This window comes from Arthrobacter sp. 10T419, from assembly GCF_056394105.1.
In genome coordinates, this window is the sequence record NZ_JBFTHF010000004.1 from 175,445 (window position 1) to 196,078 (window position 20,634).

The 20,634-nt window shown below is 67.4% G+C and carries 15 protein-coding genes; 9 read left to right on the forward strand and 6 right to left on the reverse strand.

Annotation, left to right across the window (positions count from 1 at the left end; genetic code table 11):
- The first annotated feature begins 174 nt into the window (after positions 1 to 174).
- The 3 genes from AC1DBD_RS09695 to AC1DBD_RS09705 all read left to right on the forward strand — a co-directional run bounded on the left by AC1DBD_RS09695 (position 175) and on the right by AC1DBD_RS09705 (position 2,940).
- A complete protein-coding gene (locus AC1DBD_RS09695) occupies positions 175 to 837 on the forward strand; it encodes a DUF6318 family protein (RefSeq protein ID WP_476981973.1) in 663 nt (220 codons plus the stop codon).
- A gap of 177 nt (positions 838 to 1,014) precedes the next feature.
- Positions 1,015 to 1,779 (forward strand): PKD domain-containing protein, encoded by a 765-nt coding sequence (locus tag AC1DBD_RS09700; RefSeq protein WP_476981974.1) that lies wholly within the window; start codon positions 1,015 to 1,017, stop codon positions 1,777 to 1,779.
- Positions 1,780 to 1,869: 90 nt separating this feature from the next.
- Positions 1,870 to 2,940: an alkene reductase gene (locus tag AC1DBD_RS09705; RefSeq protein ID WP_476893098.1), complete on the forward strand. Its 1,071-nt coding sequence runs from the start codon at positions 1,870 to 1,872 to the stop codon at positions 2,938 to 2,940.
- A 406-nt stretch (positions 2,941 to 3,346) separates the two neighbouring features.
- Here AC1DBD_RS09705 and AC1DBD_RS09710 read toward each other — a convergent pair whose 3' ends face one another.
- A complete protein-coding gene (locus AC1DBD_RS09710; protein ID WP_476981975.1) occupies positions 3,347 to 7,021 on the reverse strand; it encodes a TM0106 family RecB-like putative nuclease in 3,675 nt (1,224 codons plus the stop codon).
- Positions 7,022 to 7,175: 154 nt separating this feature from the next.
- Here AC1DBD_RS09710 and AC1DBD_RS09715 point away from each other — a divergent pair, with 154 nt between their 5' ends.
- From AC1DBD_RS09715 to AC1DBD_RS09740, 6 genes are all read left to right on the forward strand, one after another.
- Entirely contained in the window at positions 7,176 to 7,820 is a 645-nt protein-coding gene (locus AC1DBD_RS09715; protein ID WP_476981976.1) for an SOUL family heme-binding protein, read from the forward strand.
- Between the two features lie 23 nt (positions 7,821 to 7,843).
- Positions 7,844 to 10,243, forward strand: a complete 2,400-nt coding sequence (locus tag AC1DBD_RS09720) for a Tex family protein (RefSeq protein WP_476981977.1) — start codon at positions 7,844 to 7,846, stop codon at positions 10,241 to 10,243.
- A 157-nt stretch (positions 10,244 to 10,400) separates the two neighbouring features.
- A complete protein-coding gene (locus AC1DBD_RS09725; RefSeq protein ID WP_441418335.1) occupies positions 10,401 to 11,795 on the forward strand; it encodes an OFA family MFS transporter in 1,395 nt (464 codons plus the stop codon).
- A gap of 1 nt (position 11,796) precedes the next feature.
- Positions 11,797 to 11,940 (forward strand): MFS transporter small subunit, encoded by a 144-nt coding sequence (locus AC1DBD_RS09730; RefSeq protein WP_441418336.1) that lies wholly within the window; start codon positions 11,797 to 11,799, stop codon positions 11,938 to 11,940.
- 3 nt (positions 11,941 to 11,943) lie between these two features.
- Positions 11,944 to 13,776 (forward strand): gamma-glutamyltransferase family protein, encoded by a 1,833-nt coding sequence (locus tag AC1DBD_RS09735; RefSeq protein ID WP_476917388.1) that lies wholly within the window; start codon positions 11,944 to 11,946, stop codon positions 13,774 to 13,776.
- A gap of 70 nt (positions 13,777 to 13,846) precedes the next feature.
- A complete protein-coding gene (locus AC1DBD_RS09740; RefSeq protein WP_476981978.1) occupies positions 13,847 to 15,325 on the forward strand; it encodes a glycosyltransferase family 39 protein in 1,479 nt (492 codons plus the stop codon).
- A 760-nt stretch (positions 15,326 to 16,085) separates the two neighbouring features.
- On the opposite strand, the gene AC1DBD_RS09745 is transcribed toward AC1DBD_RS09740, so the two are convergent.
- The 5 genes from AC1DBD_RS09745 to AC1DBD_RS09765 form a co-directional block, all read right to left on the reverse strand.
- Positions 16,086 to 17,534: an HNH endonuclease signature motif containing protein gene (locus AC1DBD_RS09745; RefSeq protein WP_476981979.1), complete on the reverse strand. Its 1,449-nt coding sequence runs from the start codon at positions 17,532 to 17,534 to the stop codon at positions 16,086 to 16,088.
- A gap of 89 nt (positions 17,535 to 17,623) precedes the next feature.
- Positions 17,624 to 18,349 carry a YqjF family protein gene (locus AC1DBD_RS09750; RefSeq protein ID WP_476981980.1) on the reverse strand — a complete coding sequence of 242 codons (726 nt, stop codon included), beginning with the start codon at positions 18,347 to 18,349 and terminating at the stop codon, positions 17,624 to 17,626.
- 14 nt (positions 18,350 to 18,363) lie between these two features.
- Complete coding sequence (locus AC1DBD_RS09755; protein WP_476981981.1) at positions 18,364 to 19,143, reverse strand: isocitrate lyase/PEP mutase family protein; 780 nt, start codon at positions 19,141 to 19,143, stop codon at positions 18,364 to 18,366.
- 62 nt (positions 19,144 to 19,205) lie between these two features.
- Positions 19,206 to 19,595: a DUF1622 domain-containing protein gene (locus AC1DBD_RS09760; protein ID WP_476917384.1), complete on the reverse strand. Its 390-nt coding sequence runs from the start codon at positions 19,593 to 19,595 to the stop codon at positions 19,206 to 19,208.
- Between the two features lie 56 nt (positions 19,596 to 19,651).
- Positions 19,652 to 20,542, reverse strand: a complete 891-nt coding sequence (locus AC1DBD_RS09765) for an SDR family oxidoreductase (RefSeq protein WP_476981982.1) — start codon at positions 20,540 to 20,542, stop codon at positions 19,652 to 19,654.
- Positions 20,543 to 20,634 lie beyond the last annotated feature (92 nt).

Here is a 20,634-nt window from a genome sequence, read left to right on the forward strand (position 1 = left end):
TGTCTTTGGGGGTGGGGAGTGAGGTATTTGGGGCGCCTGCTTCCCTAGGGGCGCGTGGTTCAGAAGTGAGGCGGGGGCCTGTGGATAACCCTTACGGCGAGAGTGTGGTGTCAGTTACCCTTAGGCATTGTTTGGATTCAGGCGTCTTGATTTCTATCGGGGGATTAGCTGAACATGACATCTCGCACTCCAACCTCCAGCCGCAGGCTCACCGCCGCGGCCGCCCTGCTCACCGGTATTGCCCTGATGGGAACGGCATGCACCGCCGGCCAGGCGCCGCCGAGTGCGGCACCGAGCGATGCGTCGACCAGCATGTCCACGTCCCGGACTCCCAGCGCCACCGCGACGCCCATCGCCACTGCCAGTTATAAGCCGGCCGACGCCAAGGGGAGGGCCCAGAACGTCCCGGTTCCGGTGCTGCCGGAGGCTGCGAAGGCGAAGACGAAGGAGGGGCTGGAAGCGTTCGCGAGGTATTGGTTTCAGCTCCTGAGCTACGGCTATGAGACCGGCGATACCTCACGTTTGAGTGTCCTAACTAGCGCCGAATGTGAATCGTGCGAGCATGCCAAGAAAGTCATTTCGGGGTGGCACAGTGACGGTCGTTGGCTCGTTGGCGGGCAAGTCACGACGCCATCCGTGTCTACCACCTTCCGTCTGGCCCGCGACGGTAACTATCAAGTCGCCATGCAGATATCGCAGCAAGGCATTTCGTACTACAACCCGGACGGCACCTTAAGCAGCAAGGACCCCAAACCCGAGGATTCAGGAAACTTGATGCTTGCTGTGTTCAAGAATGGGTCATGGTTTGTAAAAAACATCCAGCCGATCGTGGGTTAGCAAATGCAAGCCCGAGCTCCGCTTGAAGCCGCAGTTCTACTAGCTCTGCTTCTGATGATTGGGCCTGCTGCTGCGTCGGACGCGGGCAGCAATGAACCCCCGATCAAGGGCACCTGGGGTCCCGGATCGGTTCGCGTGGGAGGATCGTGGTCGCTGGATCCATCCACGGGCGAGTTCATGTGGGTGGAACCCGGAATACCGGCAAGCGACCCCTTCCAGTACAAATACGAACTCCAATGCCATCTTGGCGGTGGCGACTTCGACGCTGAGTGCCTGGCGACCGTGATGGAGTGCAAGAACGGTCCCGGTGGGAAAGACGGGATTCCCGTCACTTGGTTCAAGGCTCCTGCAGGGGTCCCCAACCCAGTCTGGAGCTACCATTCCGGGCCGACGTGCCTGTTTGATGCGCGGCCCGAAGACTTGCTGCCCCGCATCGCCGCCATGATCCAAACCGAATTCCAGAAACTTCCGATCGCCGCGGGCCGAGTAACCGCGCAACCCAGTCCGCACACGCTTCGGGGCGCTGAGACGAACTTCTTTGCTGAGGCAGCAGAACAGCAGTTCGACATCAAGATTCTGGCCCAGGCCGTCCATGTCGACGCCAAGCCCGTCCAATACACCTGGAACTACGGTGACGGCAGTTCGCTGGGCCCACAGGGCTCGGCCGGCGGACCACTGCCGCAGGACCGGTGGGGCGAAAAGACGACCACCAGCCACATCTACACCCAGACCGGGGACTTCTCCGTGACGCTAACCACGTATTTTCAAGGGACCTACTCCGTCAACGGCGGCCCACCGCTGCCGATCCCGGGCCAAGGACAGTTCAGCTCCCCGCCACAGACCGTCAGCGTCTGGCGGTCCATCACCCGCAACTATGCCGACGATTGTCTCCAAAATCCGGAAGGCCAGGGTTGCCCCGGCTCACCACCGACCTCGCGGTAATTCAGGCGTGATCTGAGTCTCAACCGGAATAGTTGCAGACGCTATGAAGTTTCCGCCAGTGGACCCAATCCACTCCGAAAGGAACTGCGCATGCTGTTTTCCCCCTTGACCCTCGGCCAGCTTGAACTACCGAACCGGCTCGTGATGGCGCCGCTCACCCGCGTCCGTTCGGGCAAGGAAGGCGTTCCCGGGCCGCTGGTGGTGGAGCACTACCGGCAGCGAGCCTCGTTGGGGCTGATCGTCAGCGAAGGTACCTACCCCAGCCCGGCCGGACGGGGATTCCCGGGACAGCCCGGCTTGGTCACCGAGGAGCAGCTCAAGGGCTGGGCCGACGTCACCGCCGCCGTGCACGCCGAGGGCGGCAGGATCTTCGCCCAGGTAATGCACGCGGGCCGCGTCACGCACGAGGACACCACTGGCGGCCATGAGGTCGTCGCCCCGAGCGCGATCGCCATTGACGGCGAGACCCGTACCTACGAGGGCAAGCAGGCTTTCCCGGTGCCGCGCGCGCTGGCTACTGATGAACTGTCCGGCATCCGTGAAGAGTTCGTTCAGGCGTCCCGCAATGCGATCGACGCAGGGTTCGACGGCGTCGAGCTTCACTCCGCGAATGGCTACCTGCTGCACGAATTCCTGACGCCGGCGGCGAACCAGCGCGAGGACAACTACGGCGGCTCACCCGAAAATCGTGCCCGCTTCGTCATCGAAGTCGTCCAGGCTGTTGTGGACGCCGTCGGCGCGGACCGCGTAGGTATCCGCATCTCGCCGGAGCACAACGTCCAGGGCGCCCTGGAACTGGACGCCGCCGACGTCCGCGCAACCTACGGCTACCTCGTGGACGCCCTGGCCCCGCTGAAGCTGGCCTACCTCAGCGTCCTTCACAAGGAGCCGACGAGCGAACTGGTCCAGGAACTGCGCACGCGCTTCAATGGAACCTTCCTGCTGAACACCGGCTTTGGCGTCATCACGACTGCCGAAGTAGCCAAGTCCCTGGTCTCGGACGGCCACGCTGATGCTGTGGTCGTTGGACGACCGGCCATCGCCAACCCCGACCTGGTGCGCCGCTGGCGCGAGGGGCTCCCGGTGAACGAGCCCAACCAGGCCACCTTCTACTCCGACGGCGCCGAGGGTTACACCGATTACCCGGCTTACCAAAACTAGGAGCGGGGCGCCGGCGTAATCATTCACCGGACATGCCCAGCGCACGCCTTGAACAGTGGACAGAATCCGATTCTGTCCACTGTTGGCGTTTAAGGATGGGCATGTCCCCCGGAGCAGCTCGAAGGCGAGGGGCATGTACCGTGGCGCACCCAGAGGACGGGCATGTCCAATGGTGGGTGTGAAGGATGGGCATGTCCCCCGGAGCAGCTCGGAGGCGAGGGGCATGTATCGTGGCGCACCCAGAGGACGGGCATGTCCAATGGTGGGTGTGAAGGATGGGCATGTCCCCCGGAGCAGCTCGGAGGCGAGGGGCATGTATCGTGGCGCACCCAGAGGACGGGCATGTCCATTGGTGGGTGTGAAGGATGGGCATGTCTAGTGGTGGGGGGAAGGATGGGCATGTCCCCTAGGGGGCGGGGGACACGGACCGCTGGCAGAGGCCGATGAAGCCGCCCAGCTGTTCCAGGCCTTCCGGATGGGTGGGCAGGTAGTTTGTCAGCTCCGGAGCGCGCACGACGACGGCGCGCCACTGCCCGCGTGACACAGCCACGTTTATCCGGTTCCGGGAGAGCAGGAACTCCATGCCCCGGGGCGCCTCGGCCACCGCCGAACACGCCATGGACACGATCACCACCGCGGCTTCCTGGCCCTGGAACTTGTCCACGGTTCCGACCCGTACGCCTGACAGTCCGGCCCGGTCCAGAGCTTCGCGAACAAGGTTCACCTGGGCGTTGTAGGCAGCCACCACAAGGATGTCCGAGGCCTCAAGAGGGCGCGACCCCTCCGGAGTGTGCCACGCCAGACCCAGATGGCGCCGCACCTGCCGGACGACTTCGGCGGCTTCCTCCGGGGACGACGTCGTGTTGCCGCTGTGCGGCACCATCACCGTTTCGATCCCGGCGGGAACTCCATCCAGGCGCCGGAGGTCAGCGGACGGCGCAGACCGCAGCCGGCCCTCGTAGGACAGCTCGGAGACCGCCAGGCACAGCTCGGAGTTCATCCGCCACGAGTCGGCCAGGAAGTAGCCAAGCTCCGCCGGCAAGGTGGCGTGACCCGCGGAGATCCAGCCCAGCGCCGACTCGTCGACAGGCTCGGGATGCTTGCCTTGGCTGACCTGCGGGAGCTGCTGCGGGTCGCCTAGCTGGAGCAGCCGGCTGCTGGACTGGGCGACCGCGAGCGTGTTGGCCAGGGAGAACTGGCCGGCTTCGTCGATCACCAGCAAATCGAGTGAGCCGGCCGGGACGGTGGCGCCGGTCATGGTCCACGCCGTGCCGCCGACCAGGGCACCGCCGGGCGCGCTCAGCAGCGCCGCAACGTCCTTGGCGGTACGCGCTTGCCACGGCAAGGGATTGTCGTGCTTCACGTCCTTCGCGACCAGGGCGGGGCTGACCCCCGCTTTGGTGATGGCGGTCGTCAGCAGGTTCTCCACCACGGCGTGGGACTGGCCGACGACGCCGACCTTCCAGCCTCGGGCGACGAGCCGGGCGATGACGTGGGAACCCACATGGGTCTTGCCGGTTCCCGGGGGACCCTGCACCGCCAGGTAGGAGTGGTCGAGTCCCAAGACCGCCGTGGTGATCGCATCGATGAAGCGGTCCGGGCCGTCGCCCGGCTGCGGCAATGACGCGCCGCCGGACAGCCGTGGCGGCAGATGCCGGACGAGGTCAAGGGCAGGGTGCCGGGGGATGGAACCGGACTGCAAGCCATCGGCTACCAGGTCGGCGAGTGACTCCAACGCCTGCTCCAGGCTTTTGGTGGCCAGCGGCTGGTCCTCGGTGAGCGCGATGGGCACCTCGCTGTGGGGCGATACGTTTCGGTGCAGCCGGTCCCGAATGACGACGGTGTCCTTGCCGTCCTCGTGCCCAAGTTCCAGAACCTCCGTGCCGAACCAGCCGCTTCGGCCGGCACCGTTCTTGCCCGTGCCGTCCAGCCCCGCGGGAAGCGGAAGCCCGTACATCCGGAACCATTTGCTGCCTTCGCGCAAATCCGAGCCGGGGCTCACAGTGCCGGTCAGCCGGACCCGCCGCTCCGGAAGCTTCCGGCCTTCTTGCTGCCAGTCGTCGAGGATCACGGCGGAATCGACAAGGAAGACGTTCCGGTCCCGCTCGTGCGTGTCCGGGCCTTGCTCGCACCGGTCGAAATGCGCCCACCAGAAGGACTTGCGCTCCCGGCGGTGATAGCTCACAGCCGCAGCCAGCATGGCGACGGCCTTGCGATCCTCCTCGGACAGGCCGCTCCCGGGCTCGGCAAGGGCCAGCAACGCCAGCTCGGCCGGGCCAAGCGCGGCAGCAGCGGCCGGGGAGTCGACGTCGTCCCCGGCGCCCGCCGGTGCGGAACCGGCGCCGCCCGACCCGGACCCGGTGTCCCCGCCCGGCCCGGAGCCGGTGCCGCCTGGCTCAATCCCGCCCGGCTCGATCCCACGTTCCTTGGCCCGCTGCAGCAGCCAATTCCGCAGCTCCAGCGTCGAGAGGCAGTCGTATTCGTTGTAGTCGGAGATGCCGGCGAGGATCCTCGCGGCGTCCTCGGCCCTGGCCTCATCCACCTTGCCAGCCTCGCGCGCCTCGCAGTAGTGGGCGTAGGCGACAACGGAGGCGCCGGCGTCCTTTACGTCGCCCGTGCGGAGGTTCGTGCCCATGTAGAGCGGCTCGAGCTTCTTGATGCTGTACGAGTTTTCCGAGATGCGGATGCTGTTCCGGACCGTCTGGTAGAGGTCCACCAGCAGGCCTTCGCGGAGCCACTCATCCACAATGTCTTCGCCGGCCACATGCAGCACGGAGAGCTTGCGGAGTGCCGTCTTCTCATAAGGGGCGTAGTGGTAGACGTGCATATCGGGGTAGTCCCGTCGACGCTGTTCCACGTAGTCCAGGAAGTCGAGGAACGCCTGCTTCTCCGCCGCCCGGCTGTGCGCCCAGAACGGCCGGAACACGCCCGGAACGCTTGGCCCGGAGGGCGCCTCGATGACGCCGAAAAGGTACTCGAGTCCCCACACCCCGGTGGCGCTGTCCTGCCACAGTGGATCGCCCTCGAAGTCGAAGAAAATGTCGCCCGGACTGGGCGGCGGAAGCTCAGCCAGGGTGTTCTGCGGGAGCACGGCGTAGCGCAGCGTGTGTTCCTCGCCGTCCTTGCGGTACTGCACTTCCCCGTCGGCCGGTCCAACGCCGCTCTGCATCCGGGCCTGTTCCTGCAGCCGCAGGAGCGTGGGCGTCGGCTTGGCGAGCGGAGTTTGGGCCAGCTCCGTGACGGTGTGAATGCCCAGCTCGTGGAGGTTCTTGCGCTGCACCGAGTTCATCCGGGCCACCAGGAGCAGATCGTCGGTGGCCTTGACCTGTTCCTGGCAGTAGTCGCACCGGCCGCAGGCGGTGACATCCTCCGCGCCCCAGCGGACAGCGTCTGGCTGTGCGATGTGCACGGCCGTCAGGCCGAGGAAACGTTCACGGCGTTCCCGGAAGACCGGCAGGATCTCGGCGAGTTTGTGGTGGCTCCGGACGTAGTCGTAGCCGCCGTCGGCCAATTGCACCGTGGCGCCAAGGACAAGGGTGACCGCGGGATCCACGGGGATGCCCTCCTTGAGCAGCTGGTCGCCGTAGGCGGCGAGCTGCAGCAGGGCGGTCACTTTGGCGTGGCGGGCCAGTTTCGTGTCGAACACGGCGTAGCCGCCGTCGGCCTGCCGGACCAGGAAGTCGGAGCGGCCGTGGAACTGGCCGTCAAAGAACGCGGCCTGGAAGACGACGTCGGCGCCCGCCCGCAGCGCCTCGATGGACTCGTGGTGCTTGGCCGCCAAGGTGGCGCGGTCCATGGCAGTGGCGGGAACGACGTCGTACACGCCGCGCCCGCGGGTGGGGTCCCAGGTGCCGAACTCGTCCATGAACCCGTCCAGGACCTTGCGCTCGTGAACGTCGCCCAGCATGGCCGCGTGCTGGAGCATTTCATCGGTGCCGAAGTCAGCCTTCGGGGCACGGCCCAGCTTTTCGTCGAGCTTCCGGAGCAGCTGGTACTCGCAGCCGACGGCCACCACAAGGTCGCTCGCGGAGTAGACCAGATCCGGTGCCGCGCCCGGTACTTCCGGTTCAAGAAAAAACACTGCGCCCCGCTTTGCTTGGCTCTGGCCGACTGACTCATTTTGACCGACCGGCCGGCTCCCGACGCCGTCGATCTCTCTTCTGCCAAGCTACCAAAGCCCTCTGACACTCAAACACTGGCCGTCGTCGTGGGAGCGGCGTAAGGTCAGCAAGACCATGACCGAACAACAACCCTTCGAGCTGGTCCGCAGCTACCCACACTTCGACTTGCGCCGCTATCCCGCGCACGTCGTCGCCGAGATCCGGGTCAACGCGAGCTTTGACCGCGCCGGAAATGCGGCCTTCCGCCACCTGTTCAACTACATCAGTGGCAGCAACAGCGCGTCGCAGAAGCTGGCGATGACCGCCCCGGTGATCCAGGGGACCGGTGGCCCGGGAGCCGGAGGCCAGGGGAGCTCGGGCCACGGCCCCTCGCAGAAACTGGCGATGACCACTCCGGTGCTCCAAAGCGGCCCGTTGCCCGGGAAGGATGCGCCGGCCGACTTCGTGGTCGCCTTTGTCCTCCCCGCGGGCATGAGCGCAGAAACCGCTCCGGTCCCGACCGACCCCGAGGTCAGAATCCGGGCTGTTCCCGGCTCGCTGGCCGCGGCGCTGCGCTTCTCCGGCAGCGGCTCGGAAACCGCGTTCGCGCGGCGCAACGACGGGCTGCAGTCGGCGCTGACCCTGGCCGGGCTGACGCCGGTGGGGCCGCCGAGGTTCGCCCGCTTCGACCCGCCGTTCAAGCCGTGGTTCCTGCGCCACAACGAGGTCGTGCAGGACGTGCAGGAGACCCCCGACGCTGCGGTAACGCCCGGCTCCTGACCCGGGTAAGGCAAAATGGCTGGGTGAGCCAACTCCCGCAGCACCCCGCCGTGACCACCCCGATTGAAACCCAGATTGCCGCCGAGCTCGGCGTGAAACCCTGGCAGGTGAAAGCGGCCGTGGAGCTGCTCGACGCCGGGTCCACGGTGCCGTTCATCGCCCGGTACCGCAAGGAAGCCACCGGCACCCTGGATGACACCCAACTCCGCGGGCTTGAAGAGCGGCTGCGCTACCTGCGCGAGCTGGAGGACCGGCGTCGGACCATTCTGGAAGCAATCGCCGCCCAAGGGTCGCTCACCCCGGAGTTGCAGGGCGCCGTCGTCGCCGCCGACACCAAGTCGCGGCTGGAGGACATCTACCTTCCCTTCAAGTCGAAGCGGCGCACCAAGGCCCAGATCGCCCGCGAGGCCGGCCTGGAACCGCTCGCGGACTCGTTGCTGAAGCGGCCGGAGCTGGACCCGGAACGCGAAGCCGCCCGGTACCTGAACGAAGAACATGCCATCGGTGACGCCGCCGCGGCGCTGGCCGGAGCCCGGTCCATCCTTGTCGAGCGCGTCGCGCAGGACGCTGACCTGGCCGCCACCCTGCGGGAGCGGCTCTGGAGCCAGGGCCGGATGGTGTCGCGGGTCAAGAAGGGCATGGAGACCGAGGGGCAGAAGTTCAAGGACTACTTCGAGTTCTCCCAGGCTCCCTCCGGGATGCCCTCGCACCGGGTCCTCGCGCTGCTGCGCGGTGAAAAGGACGGCGTGCTGGAACTGGATCTCAGCGAGGCGGAACCGGACGACGACGCCGCCCTGGCCGCCGCCCGCGGCCGGTACGAAGCCGCTGTGGCCAAGTTCCTTGGGGTCGCCGACCGAGGCCGGCCCGCCGATGCCTGGCTGCTGCAGACGGCGCAGCAGGCGTGGCGCTCGCGGGTGCTCAGCCGCCTGAGCGGCGACCTGCGCAGCCGGATGTTCGCCGCGGCCGAGGACGAGGCCGTCCGGGTGTTTGCCGCCAACCTCCGGGACGTGCTGCTCGCCGCACCCGCCGGCAACCGCGCCACCCTGGGACTGGACCCGGGGCTGCGCACCGGCGTGAAAGTCGCCGTGGTGGACGGGACCGGCAAGGTGGTTGCGACGGACACTGTCTACCCGCACGCCCCGGCACGGAAGTGGGATGAGGCGCTGCGCACGCTCCTGGCGCTGGCCCGGAAACACGGTGTTGAACTCGTGGCGATCGGCAACGGCACCGCCTCGCGGGAGACGGACAAGCTCGCGGCGGAGCTGATCAAACAGCTCGGTGCCGAAGCCGGCGGCGCGCCGCAGAAACTCGTCGTGTCCGAGGCCGGGGCGTCTGTGTACTCGGCGTCGGCGCTCGCCGCGGCCGAACTGCCCGGCATGGACGTGTCGCTGCGCGGCGCGGTGTCGATCGCCCGGCGGCTGCAGGATCCGCTCGCGGAACTGGTCAAGATCGAGCCGAAGTCGATCGGCGTCGGGCAGTACCAGCACGACGTCACGGCGTCGAAGCTGGACCGCAGCCTCGACGCCGTCGTCGAGGACTGCGTCAACGCCGTCGGGGTGGACGTCAACACCGCCTCACCCGCGTTGCTGAGCCGGGTGGCCGGCGTCGGACCGCTGCTGAGCGAGAACATCGTGGCGTACCGGAACGAGCACGGTCCGTTCAACAAGCGCAGCGAGCTGAAGAAGGTGCCCCGGCTGGGCGCGAAGGCTTTTGAACAGTGCGCCGGCTTCCTGCGGATCAGCGGGGGAGCGGAGCCGCTGGACGCCTCCAGCGTGCATCCGGAGGCGTACCCGCTGGCCCGGAAGATCAAGGCCGCGGCCGGCGCCGGTCAGGGCGGCGGCCTGGCTGCGCTCAACCCCCAGGACTTCGTGGACGGCTCGTTCGGTCTGCCCACCGTGCGGGACATCATCGCCGAGCTGGAAAAACCAGGCCGGGACCCGCGGCCCGCGTTCGCGGCGGCGACGTTCCGGGAAGGGATCGAGAAGATCTCCGACCTCAAGCCGGGCATGGTGCTGGAAGGCACAGTCACCAATGTGGCCGCGTTCGGCGCGTTCGTGGACGTCGGAGTGCACCAGGACGGGCTGGTCCACGTTTCCGCGCTGGCCAACCGGTTCGTCGCCGACCCGCGCGAGGTGGTCAAGTCCGGCCAAGTGGTACGGGTCAAGGTGCTGGAGGCCGACCCGGACCGGAAACGCATCTCACTGACGCTCCGGCTCGACGACGAACCCGCGGCAGGTTCGCAGGACCGGGGCCGTCGGGGCCAGGCGAGGCCACCGCAGCCCAGGTCCGCCGCCACGCCGACCCCGGCCAGGCAGGGCTCACCCACGCCTGGCCCCAAAGCGGCCCCGGCGGCGGCCCCGGCATCGGCGCCCGCCAACACCGCGATGGCCGAGGCGCTCCGGAGAGCGGGCCTCGGAAAGTAACCTGACCGCTCATCGCGGAATCCCTACCGCTCGGCGCACAACTGATACGTTTGCTGATGAATTGCACCATGATTGCCGGAGGCAAGTGCCCGCATTTGGGCCTTTCGCCTCTAGAGCGCCGAGACATCGGCGTCTTTCGACACGCAAGGGAGCAACTATGGGCTGGCTGGACCGCGAACGAACTATTGCCCCGCCGGGGTTCAACCGGTGGCTTGTGCCGCCCGCGGCGCTCGCCGTCCACCTGTGCATCGGCCAGGCGTACGCGACGAGCGTTTACAAGACGGCGCTGGTTAAGCACTTCGGCGCCAGTCTGACCGAGATCGGTGTGATCTTCTCCATCGCGATCGTGATGCTCGGCCTGTCCGCCGCGATCATGGGCACCTGGGTGGATAAGAACGGCCCGCGCAAGGCGATGTTCACGTCCGCCTTGTTCTGGGCCAGCGGCTTCGTGATCGGCTCGCTGGGCATCTTCACGCACCAGCTCTGGCTCGTCTACCTCGGCTACGGCGTGGTCGGCGGCATCGGCCTGGGTATCGGCTACATTTCGCCGGTGTCCACCCTGATCAAGTGGTTCCCGGACCGCCCGGGACTCGCCACCGGCATGGCCATCATGGGCTTCGGCGGCGGCGCGCTGATCGCGAGCCCCGTCTCCACCGCGCTGCTGAAGATGTACGACCCCAACTCCGGCGCCAAGGGCTGGATTGCCAGCGGTGACTCGGTCGGCAAGCTCTTCCTGACCCTCGCCGTCGTCTACCTCGCCTACATGCTCTTCGGCGCTTTCACCATCAAGGTGCCAGCCGACGGCTGGAAGCCCGTCGGCTTCGATCCGGCCAAGGTCAAGGCGTCAAAGCTGGTCACGACGGACAACGTCTCGGCGAAGAACGCGGTCAAGACCCGGCAGTTCTGGCTCGTCTGGATCGCACTGTTCTGCAACGTCACCGCCGGCATCGGCATCCTGGAGCAGGCTGCCCCGATGATCCAGGACTTCTTCCGGAAGTCCGACGGCGTCTCCCTGGTCAGTGCCGGCGTCGCCGCCGGCTTCGTGGGATTGCTCTCCATCGGCAACATGGCCGGGCGCTTTGCCTGGTCCGCGACCTCGGATGTGACCGGCCGGAAGCGCATCTACATGGTGTACCTCGGCGTCGGCGCGCTGCTCTACACAGTGCTGGCCCTCGCCGGTTCCTCGACCACGGTCCTCTACGTGGCGCTCGCCTTTGTCATCATCTCCTTCTACGGCGGAGGCTTCTCGACGGCTCCGGCCTATCTGCGGGATCTCTTCGGCACCTTCCAGGTCGGCGCCATCCACGGCCGGCTGCTGACCGCGTGGTCGGCTGCCGGCGTCGCCGGACCGCTGATCGTCAACGCTTTCCTGGACGCCCAGGGCAAGCCCGGCCAGCTGAATGCCGCGTCCTACCAGCCCGCGCTGCTGACCATGGTGGCGCTGCTGGTGATCGGCTTTGTGGCCAACCTGCTGGTCAAGCCGGTCGACGCACGATTCCACGAACCCCGCCCGGACCGCGACCGGTCTGCAGAACCCGCCATGGAGGCCTGAGATGAGCACAGCACATACCCCCGGTACACAGACGGCGGTCACAGCGTCCACCGGCAAAATCGCGGTGGCATGGGCCCTCGTCGGCGTGCCACTGGCCTACGGGGTCTACGAGACCCTGACCCGCGTGGCGGCGCTGTTCGGCTGATCCATGACCTTCACCGCGGCTGAGCAGTTCACCACCCGCCCCACCTTGCAGGGCACCTTTGGGATGAGTGCATCCACCCATTGGATCGCGACGGCGGCAGCGCAGGCGGTGCTCGAACGCGGCGGTAACGCGTTCGACGCCGCCGCGGCCGGCGCCTTCGTGCTGCACGTTGTCGAGCCGCACCTCAACGGCCCGGGCGGGGACATGACGGGTGTCTTCGTGACGGCGGCCGAACCCGGCAGGCCAGTGGTGTTGATGGGGCAGGGGCCGGCGCCGGCTGCGGCCACGGTCGAGCACTACCGCGCCGAAGGGCTGGACCTGGTGCCGGGCTCCGGGGCGCTGGCCGCCGCGGTGCCCGCCGCCGTCGACGCCTGGCTCCTGCTGTTGCGCGACCACGGTACCTGGGAGCTGGACGCGATCCTGGCGTTCGCGGTCGGCTATGCGCGCGACGGGCACCCGGTGCTCGGCCGCGTCGGCACCACGATTGCCGCGGTGGCGGAGCTGTTCCAGGAGCATTGGCCCAGCTCGGCCGAGCTGTGGATGCCGGGCGGCCGGATTCCGGCCGAGGGCGACGTCATCCGCAACCCTGCCTACGCCCGGACGCTGGAGCGGCTCATCGAAGCAGGCTCGGCGTTGGGGTCCGACGGGTCCCGGGAGGCGCGGATCGATGCTGCCCGCCGGGAATGGCGCGAGGGCTTCGTAGCCCGGGCGATGGTCGAATCCGTGCAGGCCCCGCACCGGCACTCCTCTGGGACCGACCACCGGGGCGTCCTGGCGGTGTCCGACCTGGCCGGCTTCGAAGCAGGCTATGAGTCGGCGGCCACCATCGATTTCCGGGGCCACACGATCGCGAAGACCGGGCCGTGGGGTCAGGGTCCGGCGCTGCTGCAGACCTTGGCCATCCTCGCCGGGTTCGAGGACCAGTATCTCGATCCGTCGACCGAGCTCGGGGCGCACACAATCCTGGAGGCCCAGAAGCTGGCGTTGGCCGACCGCGAGGCGTACTACGGCGACACGGACGTACCGCTGGAGTACCTGCTGTCCGAGGAGTACAGCGCGGGCCGCCGCGATTTGATCACGGAGCGGGCGTCACACGAATTCCGGCCCGGGAAGGTCCCGGGGCGCGAGCCTTATCTGCCGCAGCTGCGCACCGAATACACGCCGCCAGCTTTGGTCCGGAACGGTGTGGGGTCCGGACCGGCGGGACTGGGCGTCGGCGAGCCAACCGTAGCGCCGAGCGGGGAAACCCGCGGCGACACCTGCCACATCGACGTCGTGGACCGCTGGGGAAACATGGTCTCGGCCACCCCGTCCGGCGGCTGGCTGCAGTCCTCGCCCGCGATTCCAGAGCTGGGTTTCTGCCTCGGCACCCGCCTGCAGATGACCTGGTTGGAGCCGGGCACACCTTCCACCCTCACTCCGGGCCAGCGGCCCCGCACCACCCTGACCCCGACCCTGGTCCTCCGGGAGGGGCATGCCGTGACCGCGCTGGGTTCGCCGGGCGGTGACCAGCAGGACCAGTGGCAGCTGCCGTACTTGCTGCGAACGATCGTGGGCGGCTACTCGCCGCAGCAAGCCATCGACGCACCGACGTTCCATACGACGTCGATGCCTGGATCGTTCTGGCCGCGCACCTGGGAGCCCGGCGGCGCAGTGGTCGAGGACCGGCTGGGCGAGGACGTCATCGCGGGGCTCCAACGCCGCGGGCACGTGGTGACCGTGGCCGGCGGCTGGACCCTCGGCCGGCTGTCCGCCGTCGTGCGGGACCCCGCAACGGGGGTGCTGCAGGCCGCGGCCAACCCCCGCGGCGCCCAAGGGTACGCGGCGGGGCGGTAGCGCATAGGGAGGCTTGGACGCCCCACGCGGGGCAGCCAATGCACCTGCGCATCCATGCTTAGATTGTCCGGTGAGTAGAACCAGCCGCGTCCCCTTAATCGTGGGTTTGCTTACCTTTTTCTATTCAATGGTCGGAGTGTCCGTCCCGAGCTTTTGGACTGACGAGGCAGCCACCGTCAGCGCGGTCAACCGTGACTTTCCCGAGCTCTGGACCATGCTGGGGAAAGTGGATGCGGTTCACGGCGCCTACTACGGCCTGATGTATGGCTGGACTCGAATTTTCGGACTGTCCGAACTGTCGCTGCGCACGCCCAGCCTGATCGCGGTGGCAGTGGCCGCTGGACTGCTGACGGCACTCTGCCGCAGGCTCGGGGGGACCGCGTACGGAGTGAGCGCCGCGGTCATCTTCGTCATCCTCCCGCGGGTCCAATACGTGGCCACGGACGCTCGCTCGTATGCCATGACCATTTTGGGTGCTGTGCTGGCAACCTACCTGCTGGTGCTCATCCGCGAATCCCCGACCAAACTGCGGTGGCTCTGGTACGGACTTACCGGCCTGCTCACCGTTGGTTTGTCGTTTTACGCCGTGCTGTTGGTCGCGGCGCACGGGATTACCCTGCTGGTCGACGGGCGCCTGCGCAGACAATGGCGTGGCATGGCGGTGGCCTCGCTAGGGTGGCTTGTCCCGGCAGCCCTGATCGCCGCCGTCGCCTCGCGCCAACAGTTTCAGATAGCTTGGGTGCAGCCCATCGGGGCGTCCACACCTTACGAGGTCGCCTTTATCCAGTTCTTCAGCGACGCCTATTCCGTTTCGGAGGACTTCGTCACCAGCCCCAAACCGACGCCGGGCGAGGACTTTTCGATGTACGGCCTGGCGGCGGTCGTCTGGGTTACGGCACTGATCGGCACAATCCTGGCCCGAAAGCATTTCGCAGTGAAGCTGGCCTTGCCATGGCTTGTGCTGCCGCTGGCACTGGTGATTCTAGGATCAGCGATCGCCGGGCGCGGCTATTACCTGCCGCGGTATGTCTCGTTCGAACTGGCCGCCCTGCCAATGCTGGCTGCCGCTCCGCTGCTGGCCAGGCCGCTTGGACATCCTGTCCATCGACGCTGGCTGGTTGCGGTGTTGGCCGCCGCGCTGGTGATCTCGGTGCCGTCGTATGTCGGCCAGCGGACGGAATATGGGCGCATTGAAAGTGATGACTTCCGTTTCATTGCTGAAACTATCCAGAGGAACGCCGCCCCGAATGACGCGTTCGTAATAAGCAACGACCGGGACATGGCGTTCCAGGGCTACCGGGCCGACTTTGAGCGCCTTAACGATCCCACAATGGCTCTTCCGGCCGCCCAATGGGGGCGCATTTTTGACCGGCGCTATGACGTCAAGACGGCCAGGAATCGAATTCTTAAATACGACACAGTTTGGGTTGTGGAAGTGTCCAGCAAGACCGGCGCACGCAAGGCAATGGAAGCTATTGGCTACGCGCCGAAGCGGCAGTTTGCGGGGCTGACGACGTCCGTCACCGAGTTCAAGCGCACTCGTCCCTAGGTCAATTTAGGCACACGGCGACTGCGACGGCGAGCCGCCAGAAACGTTCCTGCGGTCGCGGCAACCGGTACGGCGAGGAATACCGCGGCCCCCGATGCGCCACTGGCCGCACCTCCAACCGCAAGATAGCCGGTGAGCCCAATCCACCAAAAAAGGGCCGCCGCAAACCCCGCTATGGCGAGCAAGACATCACGAGTCCCCAAGCGGCTCCGCCCGCGGCGGCTGGAAGTCGGGAGATTTCCCTGACGGGTCGATGCACTGGACGACACAACTGCACGATGGCGCCCGGGACGTGAAGATCCGTGCACGTCAGGCAGGGGAACCGGCAACAAACCTGAGCTAACAGAGCGTCTGGTTCGGCGTGCCACGAGGTAAGTTCCCAAGGTTGCCGCCGCCGGTACTGCGATAAAGACAAGCAGTCCAACCCCGCCGCTGGCTGGGCCGCCGACGATGACATACCCGGTCAGCCCGATCCACCAGCAGATAGCCGCTACGAATGCACCGATGATCACTTGAGCCTGCGCCGTGCGGGAGCGGCTGGTCTTAAGAGAATTGAAGCTGCTGTCCCGTGTCACGAGTATTCCCCTCTGAACTGTCATCACAAAGGCCATCTGGTAGTCATCACACCACGGTTCAGCAGCTTTGATAAGGCCTGGTCGCGGACGACAAGAGTACGCTCCTTCGGAACCTAACGGACATTCTGAGTCCAGAGCCTGGTCAGTTCGAATGATCGAGCCGCCTGTATGTCGATACCCCGCGGTCACGATCGGAAGTAGTGGTTTCGTTGGGGTGTTTGGTGGGGGTCGAGGTGGGGCGGTGGGATAAACCAGGGGATGCCGTGGCGGGGTTGGATGGTCCATTGTTCTTTGTGGATCAGGTGGTGATGGTGGGAGCAGAGGAGTGTTCCGTTGTCGGTGGATGTGCTGCCGCCTGTGGACCAGTAGTTGATGTGGTGGGCTTCGCACCAGGGTGCGGGGATGGTGCAGCCGGGGAAGGCACAGCCTTGGTCGCGGGCGGTGATGGCTTTGCGGAGGTGGGGCGGGAAGAGCCGGGTGGTGCGGCCGATGTCCAGGATCCGGCCTTGGGAGCCGAGGAGGACGGGGATGATGTCGGCGTCGCAGGCGATGGTGCGGATGGTCGCGGCGGTGACGGGTCCGGTGAACGCCAGTGTCCCGGTGCCGGTGTCGGTCTCTGCGCGCTGGTGGAGGCGGTCGAGGAGGTCGCGGTAGTCGATGGTGGCCATGATCTGGGGCCGGAGTCCGCCCGCGGCGGGCAGCCCGCCGGAGCTTAGGGCGACTTTGCAGGCGCCGACGAGTCCGTCGAGGAGTTTCTGCGGCCGGGACCGCCGGTCCATGCTGCCCGGTCCTGTCCCGTCGGGTTCTTCGCCGTTGAGTGCTGCGGTGCCGGTTGCCGCATCACCGGGAGCTTGGGTGCCGGTGCGGGGGTTGGTGGCGGTGTTCATCACGGTCAGGAGGTGTTCGTATTGTGCGGTGGTCGCGAAGATCTCCAGGTGTTGGAGGCCGTGGCGGGGTTTGCGGATGAATGCGCCCTGTAACTGGCGGAGGACGTCTTCGGCGGGTTCGGCGCCGTCCTGGTCGATTGCGTCCATCCAGCGCCGGGCGATCCGGGCCAGGAAATCCGGGTCATGTTCCGCGGCGGTGCGGGTCAGGGCGTGTTCCATCCGGGCACTCGTGTCCGGGTCGCAGAGCGGCCGGGCGCGTTCTAGGGCCTGGCTGATGATGGTCGCGGACCGGGACGGGACGGTACCGGCGGCCACGGCGGCGGCGAGTTCCTCGTGCAGGGCCGCCAGAGGCTGGCCGGTGATCCCGGCGCGGGGCAGCAGGGCGCCGGCGAGGGTGAGGCGGCGGTGGGCCTCGACGGCGGTGATCTGCAGCCGGTCCCGGAGGAAGTCCCCGGTCCTGCGGTACCCGTCACCGGCGGCCGGGAGCGCATCGGGGCTCTCTTTGCGGGTGCGGTCCACGGCCCCCGCGGCAACGACCTGCAAATACTCCAACGCCCGGGAAACTTCCTCGACCCGGCCAGCGAACTCCGCCGCCTCAGCGAATCTCAGCAGCGCCGCGTCCCCGGCCGCCGTCGCGCACAAGCGTCGGAGCAGCACCAGGACCTCGTCAACAACAGGACCAGCGCTGCGCCCCTCACCGCCCGGCCAACTGGCCGGACGAACGATGAGGGCTGCACCGATTCCCATAACCCCATTCAACTGCCGACCACCGACATTATTAGCCCGCCGCGGAACGCGCACCGAACTGGTAGGCCGCAACTCGACTCGGGGCCGCCCTAATCCAAAACCCGCGGCCGTCCAAACTGCGTCCGAACGCCCGGCGAGAACAACACCGAGTCGGGCGGCCCCGACACAGCGATGCCGGCCGCTGCGACGAGTTGGTCCTCCAACACCGTCACCCGAGCCGGGTACAGCGGCCACGGCGTGTGCGTATTCGGAACGTAGAGCGTCTTGCCGCGGAAGCGGGTATGTAAACCAAACCGGGCCGTGAGGTGGACGGACAGCGGATCGGTTGCTCCGGCGTCGGACTCCGGGACTACCGCGAAATCGCTGCGTGCCCCGCCCCGAAACCTGCGCACCGAATACCCGGTCGACGGGTCCGCCAGGTTCGTTGCCCTGAACCGGTCCCGGGACCACACATAGGGAATTCCCGCCACTCGGGCAGCCAGCACCACCGCCAGGCGCGACGCGTCCAGGCTCAGGAAAACCACGCCCCGCGTGCCGTCCGCTTCCCGGGAGTAGAGCCGCACGTTGATCTCGTTGAAGCTGCCGAAGTACGGAATGCCGGGCCCGTGGCCCAAGCCGGCGCCCTGCATGCGGAAACCGATGAGTCCCACCCAAGCCGATCCGTCGAACAGGTCCGGAACAACGCCGGGCGGCATGAATTTCGCGGCAACCGCCTCGGGGATGCGCCAGTGCAGGAACACGGCGTCCGTCCACCGCTGGTCCATGATGACCGGTCGCGGCAGCTCCGGCGCCGCAGGCCAGGGATCGTTTGCCATCGGTTCGCGGCCCGTTAGTTCAGGGCCCGGGTACCGCCCGGAAGTTCTCCGCCGGACAGCAGTTCCGCCGCGGTATCCGCCAGGGCGGTCAGCGCCACGCGCTGGGTCCACGGACCGTATGAGATGCGGGCGACGCCGAGTTCCTGAAGCTTGGCCGGGGCCAGTGAGCCGGGGACGTTGATGACTGATACCTTGTTCCACCCGATGCCGTCCACCAGCGCCTTGACGGTGGCTTCGTCCAGCAGCCCGGGTACAAACACGGCCGTGGCGCCGGCGTCCAGGAAGGCCCGGCCGCGCTCAACCGCGTCCGCGAGCACTGCGCCGGGGTCCCGGTCCTTGCCCTTCAGAAACGCGTCCGTGCGGGCGTTGAGGACAAAGTCGATGCCCTCGGCCTCGGCCGCCCGCACCACGGAACTCATCTGGTTCACCGCGTCCGCGAGCGGCCGCATCTGGTCCTCGATGTTGGCACCAACAATGCCGACGCCGATCGCCTTGCGGGCGGCCTCGCCCGGGTTGCCGTAGCCCGACTCAAGGTCGGCGCTGACCGGCAGGGAGGTCGCCGCGGCAATGCGGCCGACGGCGGCGATCATCTCGTCCAGCGGGATCTTCTCGCCGTCTTCATAACCCAGCGAAGCAGCAATGGAGTGGCTGGCCGTTGCCAGGGCAGTGGTGCCGGGGACGTCGGCGACGACCTTCGCGGTGATCACATCCCAGACGTTGATGACCTGCAGGATCCCGGGCGCGCGGTGGAGACTCAGCAATTCGGTGGCTTTGGCGGCAAGTGAATTCGTCATTTCGCGAGCCTAGCCGGAGCCAGTGAGCGCCGAGAAGGGCTTTCCGCTCTCGGGAGAACCGGTCAGCCGGCCGTCGACGGCGCCTGGGCGACCGCCGGCTGCTTCTGCCAGGGCCAGCGTCCGGTGATTTCAAGTTCGAGGGAGAAGCTCAGGAACGTCCGGATCAGCACGATGATGGCCAACACGCCCACGCTCTCGAAGGTGGGGGTGACGGCGACGGTCCGGATGATGTCGGCCGCCACCAGCAGCTCGAGGCCGAGCAGGATGGAACGGCCCAGCAGTTGCCGGTAGGAACGGTAGACCGAGAGCGGTTCGGAGCCGGACGGCAGCTGCCGAGGCTGAAACCCCCGCAAAGCCATCGGGATCGACACCAGCGCGCCGATGACCATGATGGCCACGCCGGCGAAATCCATGAACCGGCCGACCGTCTCGATGATGTGCTGAAAATCCATGCTGCCCCTCGGAAAAGTCGGGAGTGAACTCTAGTGCTCTGCGAGCAAACGCCGCGTCAGGGGTGCCGCTCGCCGACGCCGGCCAGGATGGCACGATAGCCCTCGCGGAAGCTCGGATACTCGAACTCGAAGTCCGTACCGCGCAGCAGCGCGTTGCTGACGCGCTTGTTCCCGCCACGCGACGGCTCGCCACCGCCTGCTCCGGCAGCCCCCGACGCCGGTTCGGTAGGCCCTGGCTCCGGGAGCCCCAGCTCGCGGGCCAGGAACCGCAGCACCTCGCCAAGTTCGGCCGGCTCGTTGTCCACGCCCAGGTACACGGGCGCCGGCTCGGCGGCCATGGTGCACAGGTGCACGATGGCGGCAGCGGCGTCGTCGCGGTGGATCCGGTTGGTGAAGCGGGACTCGGCCGGGACCATGGCGTTCCCGCCGCGCACCTGGTCGATCAGTCGGGTCCGGCCGGGTCCGTAGATCCCGCCGAGCCGCAGGACCACCGGGGTAACCCCGGTGCCGCGCAGGCGGCTGTAGAGCAGGTCCTCGGCCTCGCGGATGATGCGGCCGGAGAACCCGGCCGGGTTCGGCGTCGTCGTTTCGTCCACCCAGCCGCCGTCGGCGTCGCCGTACACCGCGGTGGAGGACACGAACAGCACCCGGCGGACCGGCGCGCCGGAAGCGGCCACGGCGTCGAGCACATGGGCCAGGCCGTCCACATAGGCCGCCCGGTAGGCTTCCTCGGTGGGGGAATCCGCCGCAATCGCGACGACGACGGCGGTGGTGTCCGCCGGGACCGGCGGCAGTTCGCCGGAAGTCAGGTCGACCGCGGCGCCCTCTATCGCCGTCGGCAGCTTCCCCGGGGAGCGCCGCCAGCCCACCACGCGGTGGCCGGCCGCGGCAAAGCGCAGGCCGGCTTCGGTACCCAGATCGCCGCAACCGGCCAGCAGTACAGTCATACGGGCCAGTCTGCCAGTAAATGCGGGCAGCGCCGTGAGCGACGGAGCCGCCCCTCGCGGGTTTCGTTCGGGCTCGACGTTCGGAAGCGCCG